General features: G+C 72.8%; 10 protein-coding genes and 1 pseudogene. 4 read left to right on the plus strand and 7 right to left on the minus strand.

Annotation, left to right across the window (positions count from 1 at the left end; genetic code table 11):
- Positions 1 to 92: pseudogene (locus AB0I76_RS12855) on the minus strand (30S ribosomal protein S5); the annotation flags it as partial.
- Between the two features lie 297 nt (positions 93 to 389).
- Between AB0I76_RS12855 and AB0I76_RS12860 the strand changes: the two are divergent.
- On the plus strand, positions 390 to 1,352 hold the full coding sequence (locus AB0I76_RS12860; protein ID WP_357033996.1) for a GNAT family N-acetyltransferase: 963 nt from the start codon (positions 390 to 392) through the stop codon (positions 1,350 to 1,352).
- A gap of 72 nt (positions 1,353 to 1,424) precedes the next feature.
- Here AB0I76_RS12860 and AB0I76_RS12865 read toward each other — a convergent pair whose 3' ends face one another.
- Complete coding sequence (locus AB0I76_RS12865) at positions 1,425 to 1,880, minus strand: gamma-glutamylcyclotransferase (RefSeq protein WP_357033998.1); 456 nt, start codon at positions 1,878 to 1,880, stop codon at positions 1,425 to 1,427.
- Positions 1,881 to 1,986: 106 nt separating this feature from the next.
- Here AB0I76_RS12865 and AB0I76_RS12870 point away from each other — a divergent pair, with 106 nt between their 5' ends.
- Positions 1,987 to 3,390, plus strand: a complete 1,404-nt coding sequence (locus AB0I76_RS12870) for an NAD(P)H-quinone dehydrogenase (RefSeq protein ID WP_357034000.1) — start codon at positions 1,987 to 1,989, stop codon at positions 3,388 to 3,390.
- A 61-nt stretch (positions 3,391 to 3,451) separates the two neighbouring features.
- On the opposite strand, the gene AB0I76_RS12875 is transcribed toward AB0I76_RS12870, so the two are convergent.
- Positions 3,452 to 4,087, minus strand: coding sequence for a VTT domain-containing protein (locus tag AB0I76_RS12875; RefSeq protein ID WP_357034002.1), 636 nt, complete (start codon positions 4,085 to 4,087; stop codon positions 3,452 to 3,454).
- A gap of 514 nt (positions 4,088 to 4,601) precedes the next feature.
- Here AB0I76_RS12875 and thrS point away from each other — a divergent pair.
- Positions 4,602 to 5,813, plus strand: a complete 1,212-nt coding sequence (gene thrS, locus AB0I76_RS12880) for a threonine--tRNA ligase (RefSeq protein WP_357034004.1) — start codon at positions 4,602 to 4,604, stop codon at positions 5,811 to 5,813.
- Here thrS and AB0I76_RS12885 read toward each other — a convergent pair.
- From AB0I76_RS12885 to AB0I76_RS12900, 4 genes are all read right to left on the minus strand, one after another.
- Positions 5,810 to 7,708, minus strand: a complete 1,899-nt coding sequence (locus AB0I76_RS12885; RefSeq protein ID WP_357034014.1) for an ABC transporter ATP-binding protein — start codon at positions 7,706 to 7,708, stop codon at positions 5,810 to 5,812. The two genes, thrS and AB0I76_RS12885, sit on opposite strands and share 4 nt — an antisense overlap.
- A gap of 119 nt (positions 7,709 to 7,827) precedes the next feature.
- Positions 7,828 to 9,558, minus strand: a complete 1,731-nt coding sequence (locus AB0I76_RS12890) for an ABC transporter ATP-binding protein (RefSeq protein ID WP_357034006.1) — start codon at positions 9,556 to 9,558, stop codon at positions 7,828 to 7,830.
- Complete coding sequence (locus tag AB0I76_RS12895; protein ID WP_357034008.1) at positions 9,552 to 10,019, minus strand: MarR family transcriptional regulator; 468 nt, start codon at positions 10,017 to 10,019, stop codon at positions 9,552 to 9,554. The genes AB0I76_RS12890 and AB0I76_RS12895 overlap by 7 nt, the downstream gene beginning before the upstream one ends.
- A gap of 24 nt (positions 10,020 to 10,043) precedes the next feature.
- Positions 10,044 to 10,490 carry a DoxX family membrane protein gene (locus AB0I76_RS12900; RefSeq protein WP_357034010.1) on the minus strand — a complete coding sequence of 149 codons (447 nt, stop codon included), beginning with the start codon at positions 10,488 to 10,490 and terminating at the stop codon, positions 10,044 to 10,046.
- 74 nt (positions 10,491 to 10,564) lie between these two features.
- On the opposite strand from AB0I76_RS12900, the gene AB0I76_RS12905 reads away from it, so the two are divergent.
- Positions 10,565 to 11,137, plus strand: a complete 573-nt coding sequence (locus AB0I76_RS12905) for a TetR/AcrR family transcriptional regulator (RefSeq protein ID WP_357034012.1) — start codon at positions 10,565 to 10,567, stop codon at positions 11,135 to 11,137.
- Positions 11,138 to 11,608: the final 471 nt, after the last annotated feature.

An 11,608-nucleotide genomic window follows, 5' to 3' on the forward strand; every position in this document is an offset into this window, starting at 1 on the left:
TCGAGCCCCTTCAGCGCCGCCACGGTGGCGTGCACGATGTTGATCGGGTTCGACGACCCGAGGCTCTTGGAGAGCACGTCGTGGATACCCGCCGGTGACCGACCGCCTGGCCGCCTCGGCCTTCGCGGCGCTCGGTCCGGCGGGCGGCGCCGAGCTGCTGGACCTGCTCACCGCCGCCCGCGCCCACCTGAACCGCGCCGGGTGAGGCCGCACACGACGTGGGCGCGGGCGAAGGCACGGACCTCGGCGTGCCTGATGTCTCTGTGACATCAATATGTCGCACAGACATCAGGCGCGATCGGACAACCACGCCCGGCCACCGGGTTGCGGCCGAGCCCGGACGGCAAAATCGGCGGCGCGGCCGTGGGCCGACCTGCCAGGATCGCCCCGTGACTCTCCCCGCCGGCTGGACCGCCCGCCGACCCACCCTGGACGACGTGCCGGCGATCCTCGCGGTCGTGCACGCGGCCGACACGTTCGCCGTCGGATACCCGGACTTCGACGCGGCCGATGTCGAGGCGGCCCTCACCGCGCCGTTCACCGACCCGACCCGCGACGCCTGGGTGGTCACCGACCCGGACGGCACGATCGTGGCCTGGGCGACCGTGGACAACCCGACCGGGGTGGGCCGGGAGTACGTGGAGGTCTACGTCGATCCGGAGCGGGGTGACGCCCTCCGCGCCCCGCTGCTGGCGCGGATGCTCGACCGGATCGCCGAGCGGGCCGCCGAGCGGGGCCTGCCGGCGCTCACCGTCCGGACCGCGGTGTTCGCCCCGGAGACCGGCTGGGCGGCCGAGGTGGCCGCCGCCGGCTTCACCCGGGTCAAGCGGTACGTGCGGATGCACCGTCCACTGGCCGACCTGCCCCCCGAGCCACCGCTGCCGGCCGGGGTGACCGTCCGTCCGCTGCGCCCCGGCGACGAGGCCGACCTGCGGCTGTTCCACCGGATCTTCGACACCGCGTTCCGGGACACGCCGGACTACGAGCCGGTCGGCTACGACCGCTGGCGCGAGCAGCTGTACCTGCACGGGACGACCTGGGACGAGTGGTTCGTGGCCGAGGTCGACGGTGAGCCGGCTGGGGCGCTCCAGTCCTCCGACCAGGCGCTGGAGCAGAACGAGGGGTTCGTCCGGAGCCTGTCCGTGCTGCCCGCGTACCGGCGGCGCGGGGTGGGCGCGGCGCTGCTGCGCCGGGCCTTCGCGGTCTACGCCGCCAAGGGGCGGGAGTCCGTCGGGCTCGGCGTCGACCTGAGCAACCCGACCGCCCCGGTCACCCTCTACCGCTCGGTCGGGCTGAATGAGGTGTACTGGGCCGACATGTACGAGCTGGTCGTCCCCGCCGCCGGTGTGTGATTGACGACGCCGAGCCATCCCGGACAGTGGTCACCGCCGGGGCGGTAGCAGACTGGGGGCGTGCGACACGCCCTACGCCGACGCCGTGCTGGTCGGGCGGGACCGCAGCTCGGTGACGTAGTCGTCCGGCGCGCCCGCCTTCTCGGCGGCGTTCGCGATCTCCGACAGGTACCACGAGGTGGGCAGCCCACCCTCGTACCCGTCGAAGACGTAGATCCAGGCGGTGACGTCCCCGTCGAGGGTGGAGATCCGCACGTGCAGCTTGCGGTACGTCCCGGCGGTCACGCCCTCGATCTCGTCGAGCTGGGCGGCGTCGTACGGGTGGATGTCGTAGATCGCCACGAACACCCGGTCGCCCGGAGACTCGACGACGGTGCTCACGGCACCTTCCCAGCCGATGACGTCCTCGCCGGCGAAGGTGAGCCGCCAGCCCTCCAGCCAGCCGGTGCCCACCATCGGCGAATGCGGGCAGTAGGCGCGCATCCGGGCAGGGTCGAGATTTGAGCCGTAGGCGGCGTAATGACGCACGGCGATGACGATAGTCCGCCCGGCGGGTGGGGGAGAATACGACGGTGCGTGTCGGACGCGTTCGGGAGAAGAAAGTCACTGTGAGCACTGACGGAGGGCGAGCGCTGTGAGCCGGATCGTGATCATCGGCGGGGGGCCGGCCGGCTACGAGGCGGCCCTGGTCGCCGCCCAGCTGGACGCGGACGTCACCGTCGTCGAAGCCGAGGGTGCCGGCGGGGCGTGCGTGCTGTCGGACTGCGTACCGTCGAAGACCTTCATCGCCAGCTCCCAGGTGGTCACCGGATACCGGGACACCGAGGAGTTCGGGGTGCACTCCGACGGCCTGGAGGCCGTCACGGTCGACGCCACCGCCGTCAACGGGCGGGTCAAGCGGCTCGCCCTCGCGCAGTCCGGCGACATCCACGCCAAGCTGGTGAAGGCAGGGGTGACCTTCGTCGCGGGCAGTGCCCGGCTCGGCGAGGACACCCTCGGGCACACCCACCGGGTGATCGTCACACCGGCCGAGGGCGGCGAGGAGTACTCGATCGCCGCGTCCACCGTCCTGGTCGCCACCGGAGCCACCCCGCGCCAGCTCCCCACCGCCGTACCCGACGGTGAGCGGATCCTGACCTGGCGCCAGGTGTACGACCTGCCCGAGTTGCCCGAGCACCTGATCGTGGTGGGTTCGGGTGTCACCGGCGCCGAGTTCGCCAGCGCGTACCTCGCCATGGGCGTCCCGGTCACCCTGGTCTCCAGCCGCGACCGGGTGATGCCGCACGAGGACGCCGACGCGGCGATGGCCATCGAGCGGGTCTTCCGCAGCCGGGGCATGAGCATCCTCAACAACTCCCGCGCCGACGCCGTCCGCCGCACCGCCGACGGCGTCGAGGTCGAGCTGTCCGACGGCCGCACGGTCACCGGCTCGCACGCGCTCATCGCGGTCGGCTCGATCCCGAACACCGCGGACCTGGGCCTGGCCGAGTACGGCGTCGAGCTGGCCCGGGGCGGGTACGTCACCGTCGACCGGGTCTCCCGCACCAACGTCCCCGGTATCTACGCCGCCGGCGACTGCACCGGCGTGCTGCCGCTGGCCAGCGTCGCCGCCATGCAGGGCCGGATCGCGATGTGGCACGCGCTCGGCGAGGCGGTCCGGCCGCTGCGGCTGCGTACCGTCGCGGCGAACGTCTTCACCGACCCGGAGCTGGCCACGGTCGGCGTCTCCCAGGACGAGGTCGACGCCGGCAAGGTGCCCGCGCGGCAGGTCATGCTGACGCTGGGCGGCAACGCCCGGGCCAAGATGGACGAGGTCTCCGACGGCTTCGTGAAGCTCTTCTGCCGGCCGGCCAGCGGGCAGGTCATCGGCGGCGTGGTCGTCGCACCGAAGGCGAGCGAGCTGATCCTGCCGATCACCATGGCCGTGGAGAACAACCTCACGGTCAACGAGCTGGCCCAGACCATCACCATCTACCCGAGCCTGTCCGGGTCGATCACCGAGGCGGCCCGCCAGCTCATGCTCCACGAACTGGAGTGACCCGCCCGTCGTCCCGGCCGGTCCGTACACCGGCCGGGACGGACAGGTCAAGCGCTCCTGGTCACTCGGCGGTGGGGCGTACGGTGCGGGTGTTGAGGAGTGTCATCACCCAGCCGGCGGCGGCGAAGCCCACCGCGGCGGCGCCGGCGATCAACGCCAGCCGCCACGTCGACTCGGTCAGCGCGGTCCCGCCCAGGTGGCCGACCAGCGCGCCGTACGCCGCCCACCCGAGCGCCGCCATCGACTCGTAGAGCAGGAAGAGCCGGTACGGGTAACCGCGGCGTCCGGCGGAGAAGCAGGCCGCCATCCGGCCGCCGGGCACGAAACGGCAGAGCAGGATCACCAGCGGGCCGGGACGCCGCAGGCCCTCGGTGACCCGTCCCGCGACGCGGCGGGCCCGACCCGGTTCACGGGACCGGAGCAGCCGGCGGCGGCTGCCACGGAGCCGGGCCGCGAGCCGCGACGTCGGGGCCCGGCGACCGAGCAGGTAGCAGGCCAGGTCCCCGGCGAAGACGCCGAGCGCCCCGACCGCGATGGTGACCGGAAGGTTCAGCCCGCCGTACACGGTGAGCGCGCCACCGGTGATCATCAGGACCTGGGTGGGCACCACCGGCACGAAGGCGTCGACGACTAGGAGGCCGAGCAGCGCCAGGTACGCCCACATGGGGGACGCGACCTCGGTCAGTAGTTCGGGCACGGCTGCCACCTCACCGGACGGGCCGATCGGATGTTGCAGAGCCTGACGACGTGGCCCGGGTCACCGGGGACGGCCCTGGCCGGTGGTGACCGCCGACACGACAGGGCCACCAGAGATCAACGAGCGAGGGGTGCCCAGGGTTGCGGGTGTCGTCGATGAACCTCGTACGCCGGACGGTCGCCGGATCGGCGTTCATCGGCGTACCGTTGTCGGCGCGCGGCCCCACGACCGTCGGGTCCCCCGTTCTCGACGAGCGGGCCGCCGCGGGCCGTCGGCAGGTCCCGTGCCGGCGGCCCGCCCCTTTCTCCGGGCGTGCCGGAAATTCGGATGCCCGACGTGGCGACACGTGCGTACCGTCGCCCCATGCACAGTGCGGAACGGACCACGACGCCGGGGAACCCCGGCGCGCCGCACTGACGAATCCGTCGACGAGGCCCCGGGCGATCCGCCCCGGGGCCTCGCGGCTTTCCGGACGCCGGTCGCTCCCGGGTCGTACCCGATCAAGGAGCGCGACATGATCGACCACCGCCGGCTCGGCCGCGAGCTGGACCTCTTCGTCTCCGATCCGCTGGCCGGCGCGGGCCTGCCGCTCTGGCTGCCGGCCGGCGCCGCCGCCCGGCACGCCGTCGAGGAGTACGTCCGGGAGTTGGAGCGCCGGGCCGGCTACCGCCACGTCGTCACCCCGCCGCTGGGCAGACGGGAGCTGTTCGAACTTTCCGGCCATCTCGGGTACTTCGAGGAGGACATGTTCCCGCCGATGCGGCTCTCCGCCGACGACGAGTTCGTGCTCCGGCCGGCCCTCTGCCCGCACCACGCCCTGGTGTACCGGGCGCGCGGCCGGTCCTACCGGGACCTGCCGCTGCGGATCGCCGAGCTGGGCGGCATGTACCGCTCCGAGCGGTCGGGGGTGCTCGGCGGCCTGTCCCGGGTACGCGCGATCTCGCTCAACGACTCGCACAACTTCTGCGCCCTGGAGCAGGTCGGCGAGGAGGTACGCGACATCCTGCGACTGATCCGCGAGGCGCACGCCGCTCTCGGCGTACGGCCGGCGGGTTTCCGCCTGTCGCTGCGCGGGCCGGGGGAGAAGTACGTCGGTGACGACGCCCGGTGGGCGCGGGCCGAGGACCTGCTCCGCGCGGCGCTCGACGGGGTGGAGTACACCGAGGCCCCGGGTGAGGCCGCGTTCTACGGGCCGAAGATCGACATTCAGATCGTCGACGCCGCCGGTCGGGAGTCGACCATCTCCACCGTCCAGCTCGACTTCGACAAGCCCGAGCGGTTCGACCTGTCGTACACCGACTCGGGTGGGGCCCGACGCCGGCCGGTGATGGTGCACCGGAGCCTGGTGGGCAGCATGGAGCGGCTCTTCGCGTACCTCATCGAGGTGCACGAGGGCGCGTTCCCGGCCTGGTACGCCCCGGTGCAGCTGGTGGTGCTGCCGGTCGACGACGGTGCGGCCGAGGCGGCGGACCGGCTCGCCGCGGACGGCCTGGCCGGGGGACTGCGGGTGGAGGTGGAGCGGGCCGGGTCGCTGGGTGCCCGGATCCGTGACGCCGCCCGGAGACGCGTGCCGTACGTCGGAGTGGTCGGCCCCCGCGAGGCCGCGGCCGGCGCGGTCTCGCTGCGTCTGCGCGGAGGCCGCGGCCTGGATCCGATGCCCGCCGCCGACGCCGTGGCGTTGATCCGCGGCGTGGTCGGTTCCCGCTCCCATGTCCTGCTGCCCTAGACCGACGCGGGGGTCGGGGTCGCCGCGGCGGTGAACTGGGATTCGTGGAGGCGGTGGTAGGGGCCCTTCGCGGCGAGCAGGTCCTCGTGGGTGCCCTGTTCGACGATCCGGCCGTTCTCCATCATCAGGATCAGGTCGGCGTCGCGGATGGTGGAGAGGCGGTGGGCGATGACGAAGCTGGTCCGGTCCGACCGCAGGGCCGCCATCGCGCGCTGGAGCAGCACCTCGGTACGGGTGTCCACGGAGCTGGTCGCCTCGTCCAGGATCAGCAGCGACGGCTCGGCGAGGAACGCCCGTGCGATGGTGATGAGCTGCTTCTCCCCGGCGCTGACGTTGCTGCCCTCCTCGTCGATGACGGTGTCGTACCCGTCGGGCAGGCTGCGGACGAACCGGTCCACGAAGGTGGCCCGGGCGGCGGCGACGATCTCCTCCTCGCCGGCGCCCGGCCGCCCGTAGGCGATGTTGTCCCGGATGGTGCCGCCGAAGAGCCAGGTGTCCTGGAGCACCATGCCGATGCGGCCGCGCAGGTCGTCGCGGCTCATCGTGGTGACGTCCACCCCGTCGAGCGTGATCCGGCCGGCGTCCAGTTCGTAGAAGCGCATGACCAGGTTGACCAGGGTGGTCTTGCCGGCCCCGGTCGGCCCGACGATCGCCACGGTGTGCCCCGGCTCGGCGACCAGGGACAGGTCCTCGATGAGGGGCTTGTCCTCCGCGTACCGGAAGGAGACGTTCTCGAACTCGACCCGGCCGTGCGGATCGGTCACCCGGGCCGGCGGCTCCGGGTCCGGGTTCTGTTCCCCCGCGTCGAGCACCGCGAAGACCCGCTCGGCCGAGGCCACCCCGGACTGGAGCAGGTTCGCCATCGAGGCCACCTGGGTCAGCGGCTGCGTGAACTGCCGCGAGTACTGGATGAAGGCCTGCACGTCGCCGAGGCTCATCGCGCCGGTGGCGACCCGCAGGCCGCCGACCACGGCGATGGCCACGTAGCTGAGGTTCCCGATGAACATCATCGCCGGCATGATGATCCCGGAGATGAACTGCGCCCCGAAGCTGGCCCGGAACAGCTCGTCGTTCCGGGCCGTGAAGGCGGCCTCCACCTCGCGCTGCCGGCCGAAGACCTTGACCAGCTCGTGGCCGGTGAACGCCTCCTCGATGTGGCCGTTCAGCTCGCCGGTGTGCGTCCACTGCGCGATGAACTGCTTCTGCGACCGCTTGGCGATCTGCCCGGTGACGGCGACCGACAGCGGTACGGCGACCAGCGCCACCAGGGCCAGCAGCGGCGAGATCCAGAACATCGCGGCCAGGACGCCGACGACGGTGAGCACCGACGTCAGCAGCTGGCTGAGGGTCTGCTGGAGACTGGTGGAGATGTTGTCGATGTCGTTGGTGACCCGGCTGAGCAGCTCACCGCGCGGCTGCCGGTCGAAGTAGGGCAGCGGCAGCCGGTTGAGTTTGGCCTCGACGTCGGCGCGCAGCTGGTAGACGGTCCGCTGCACCACGCCGTTGAGCAGCCAGCCCTGCCACCACATCAACAGGCTCGCCCCGAGGTAGAGCGCCAGGGCGAGCAGCAGGACCCGGCCCAGCGCGTCGACGTCGATGCCGACGCCGGGCACCACGTCCATCCGGGCGAGCATGTCGGCGAAGCTGTCGTCACCGGCCGCCCGCGCCGCGGCGACGGCCTGGTCGGCGGTGGTGCCGGCGGGAAGCTGCCGGCCGAGCACGCCGCTGAAGATGATGTCGGTGGCACGGCCCAGGATCAACGGCCCGATCACGCTGAAGCCCACGCTGAGCAGCGCCAGCGCGATGATCGCGACCAGGTGCGCCCGGTGCGGCCGGAGCCGGCCGAGCAGCCGCCGGGCCGACGGCACGAAGGTCATCGACCGCTCGGCGGGCATCCCGGCGGACATCCACGGCGGGCCGCCGCGCTGCCCGCCGGGCGGCAGCCGTTTCGGCGTTCGCGTCTCGCCCGCCGACTTCTGCTCGGGTACGGCGGGAGCCGTCCCGTCCCGCCCGGTCACGCCGCCACCCCGGTCTGCTGGGACGCGACGATCTCGGCGTACGTCGGACAGTCGACCAGCAGGTCGTCGTGTCGGCCCATCCCGACCACGCCTCCGTTCTCCAGCACGATGATCTGGTCGGCGTCGGCGACCGTGGAGACCCGCTGGGCCACGATCACCACCGCCGCGTCCGCGGTGACCGGTCGCAGCGCCGCCCGCAGCCGGGCGTCGGTGCCGAGGTCCAGCGCCGAGAACGAGTCGTCGAAGAGGTAGATCTCCGGTCGCCGGACCAGGGCCCGGGCGATCGCCAGCCGTTGCCGCTGGCCACCGGAGACGTTGGTGCCGCCCTGCGCGATCGGCGCGTCGAGCCCCTCCGGCATCGCCTCGACGAAGTCGCGCGCCTGGGCGATCTCCAGGGCCGTCCACAGCTCGGCGTCGGTGGCGTCGGGATTGCCGTAGCGCAGGTTGCTCGCCACCGTGCCGGTGAACAGGTACGGCTTCTGCGGCACCAGGCCGATCCGGCGCCACAGCTCGTCCGGTGCCAGCTCCCGCACGTCCACCCCGTCGACCAGGACCGCGCCGGCGGTCACGTCGACCAGCCGGGGGATCAGCGACAGCAGGGTGGTCTTGCCGGCGCCGGTGCTGCCGACGATCGCGGTGGTCGTACCGGCTCGCACCCGGAAGGAGATGTCCCGCAGCACCGCCTCGGCGGCCCCCGGGTACTGGAACCGCACGTCCCGCAGCTCCAGGTCGGCCCGGCCCGGCACGTCGGTCACGGGTCGGGCGGCGGGCACCACGGAGGAGTCGGTGTCCAGCACCTCGGTGATCCGCTCGGCGCAGACCGCCGCGCGGGGCACCATCATCAGCATGAAGGTGGCCATCATGACCGCCATCAGGATCTGCATCAGGTACTGGAGGAAGGCGGTGAGCGCGCCGACCTGGATCGCCCCTTCGTCCACCCGCTGCGCGCCGAACCACAGCACCGCGACGCTGGAGACGTTGAGCACCAGCATCACGACGGGGAAGATCAGGGCCATCAGCCGGCCGGTGCGCAGGGCGGTCGCGGTCAGGTCGGTGTTCGCGCCGGCGAAGCGCTCCGTCTCGTACGGCTCGCGCACGAACGCCCGGACGACGCGGATGCCGGTGATCTGCTCGCGCAGCACCCGGTTGACGGTGTCGATGCGCGTCTGCATCAGGCGGAACTGCGGCACCATCCGCCGGATGATCAGCCCGAGGGCGACGGCGAGCACCGGGACGCTGACGAGCATCAGCCAGGACAGCCCGACGTCCTCGCGCAGGGCCATCACGACGCCGCCGACGCTCATGATCGGTGCGGCGACCAGCATCGTGCAGCTCATCAGGACGAGCATCTGCACCTGCTGCACGTCGTTGGTGTTGCGGGTGATCAGCGACGGTGCCCCGAACCGGGCCACCTCGCGGGCGGAGAACCGGTTGACGTGCCGGAACACCGCGGCCCGGACGTCCCTCCCGAACCCCATGGCGGTTCGCGCGCCCAGGTACACGGCGGCGATCGAGCAGACGATCTGCACCAGGCTGACCGCGAGCATCCACCCGCCGGTCCGCACGATGTAGCCGGTGTCGCCCCGGGCCACCCCGAGGTCGATGATGTCGGCGTTGAGGCTGGGCAGGTAGAGCGAGGCGATCGTGCCGACGAACTGGAGCAGCACCACCGCCGCCAGCGGTCGCTGGTACGGGCGCAGGAACGTGCGCAGCAACCGCATCAGCATGTGGGGGCCTCCAGGGTCGGACTCGGCTCGTCCCCGGCGGCGATGACCTCCAGGAGGAACTCCCGGATCACCGCCGCCTTCGCGGGGTCCGCGTCGACGGAGGTGAGCGGGCGCTTCGAGTGGATCAGCGCGGTGAGCGCCGCCGCCCGGGCACGTCCGGCGTCGGTGAGCGTGAGTCGTACGCTCCGGCGGTCCGTCTCGTCGCGCTGCCGCTCGACCAGGCCGTCCTTCTCCAGCGTGTCGACGATGCCGGTGAGGGTCGCCGGCCGGACGAAGCACCGTTCGGCGACCGCCCGGTGCGGCAGCTCGCCGTGCTGCGCGAGCGTCATGAGGGCCACCATGCCGGCCTGGGTGAGCCCGTGCTCCTCGGCCAGGTAGCGGTTCCACCGCTGGCCGGTGACGTGCCCGGCCACCACCAGCAGCCGACCGAGCGGCACGTCGGAGAGGGTCACCAGATCCACGCGGAACAGGTTAGCTCAAGACCGTCAGGGGCCAAACGAAATTACGGCGGCCGTGGCGACGAACACGATCTGGAGTACCGTCCGCGTGCCGATCGGGGTGACCGGTCGGCCGGCGAGGGTGAGCCCCCGCCGGGCGGCAGAGACGTTCGCCGGGAACATCGCCAGCATCAGCAGGGCCAGGCCGGCGGCGGCCCAGCGCGCGGTCACCGGGACGAGCAGCGCCGCCGCGCCGGCCAGCTCCAGGGCGCCGGTGGCGGTGACGAGCAGGTCCGGCCGGGGGAGCCCGGGCGGGACCATCGCGACGAGGTCCGCCCGTCGGGTCCGCGAGAAGTGGGCGGTGCCGGTGAGTACGAGCATCAGGGCGAGTCCCACCCGGAGGGCGGGATGCCACCCGTCCAGGGCGTCGACGCCGGCCAGGCCGGCCAGCCGGGCGAGCGCGGCGCCGATCACGAGGGCGAGCAGGGGGATCATGACCTCTCCTATCTAGTCATTGCCAAGATTGGCCCCTCGGTGCTCATCTTGTCAATGGCAAGTTAGAGTGGGGCATGTCCTCCGGAACGCGTGGCTACCATCACGGCGACCTGCGGCGGGCGCTGCTCGCGGCAGCCGTCGAGGCGATCGGGGAATCCGGGCCGGGCGCCCTGAGCCTGCGCGACCTGGCCCGCCGGGCGGGCGTGTCGCACGCCGCGCCGGCACACCACTTCGGGGACAAGGCGGGCCTGCTCACCGCGGTCGCCGCCCAGGGCTTCGACCTGCTGGCCGACGCGTTGCGGGCCGCCGACGGCGGACTGCTGGAGGTCGGCGTGGCGTACGTGGGCTTCGCCGTGGAGCACCGGGCGCACTTCGAGGTGATGTTCCGCTCCGACCTGCTCCGGGCCGACGACCCGGAGCTGCTGGCCGCCCAGGAGCGCTCCGGCGCCGCTCTGCACGCCAGCGTGGCCGGCCTGCCCGCCGACCGCCCCACGGCGTCCGATCCCCAGGGGGACGCCCTCGCCGCCTGGTCGATCGTGCACGGCTTCGCCACCCTGTGGCTGGCCGGCGCCCTGCCCGACGAGGTCGGCGACGACCCTCGGGCAGCCGCCCGCGCCGTCATCCACCGCCTTTTCCCGCGGAACTGACGGGCGGGGAACGGTCCGGCGGACCGACGCCCGGCACCCGGCGCGGGGGCTCCGGCCCGTCGTCCGACCATCGCCGGTAGCAGTCGCACCCGCTGTCGAGGTGATGTCGTCGATGACTCAGCCAGCGTTCGTGGTGGACCCGGTCGCCCGTCCACCGTGAGTGCTGTCGACCTGCCCCACCAGTGGGGCGGGCTGCCCCTTTCCCCGCCCCCGGTGCGTCCCGGCCGGGAAGTCGCACCCGCAGTCGATCTGCCCGGCCCGAGCGGCCGGCGGCGCTGAAGGCGGCCGCCCGCCGGCCCATCCGCGCCAGCGCGTCACGGTGGATGCGCTGCCCCACAGACGGGGCAGCTCGACAGCGCGGGACGGGAGGGCGCGGGACGGGAGGGCGCGGGACGGGAGGGCGCGGGACGGGAGGGCGCGGGACGGGAGGGCGCGGGACGGGAGGGCGCGGGACGGGAGGGTGTCGGGCAG

The organism is Micromonospora sp. NPDC049799, assembly GCF_040656655.1.
In the GTDB taxonomy this organism is placed as follows: domain Bacteria; phylum Actinomycetota; class Actinomycetes; order Mycobacteriales; family Micromonosporaceae; genus Micromonospora.

What these genes read in the sequence shown, in the direction of transcription:
- thrS (WP_357034004.1), top strand. Translation starts at nt 4,602, where the DNA reads ATGATCGACCACCGCCGGCTCGGCCGCGAGCTGGACCTCTTCGTCTCC.
- AB0I76_RS12885 (WP_357034014.1), bottom strand. Translation starts at nt 7,708, where the DNA reads ATGCCCGCCGAGCGGTCGATGACCTTCGTGCCGTCGGCCCGGCGGCTG.
- AB0I76_RS12890 (WP_357034006.1), bottom strand. Translation starts at nt 9,558, where the DNA reads ATGCTGATGCGGTTGCTGCGCACGTTCCTGCGCCCGTACCAGCGACCG.
- AB0I76_RS12900 (WP_357034010.1), bottom strand. Translation starts at nt 10,490, where the DNA reads ATGATCCCCCTGCTCGCCCTCGTGATCGGCGCCGCGCTCGCCCGGCTG.
- AB0I76_RS12905 (WP_357034012.1), top strand. Translation starts at nt 10,565, where the DNA reads ATGTCCTCCGGAACGCGTGGCTACCATCACGGCGACCTGCGGCGGGCG.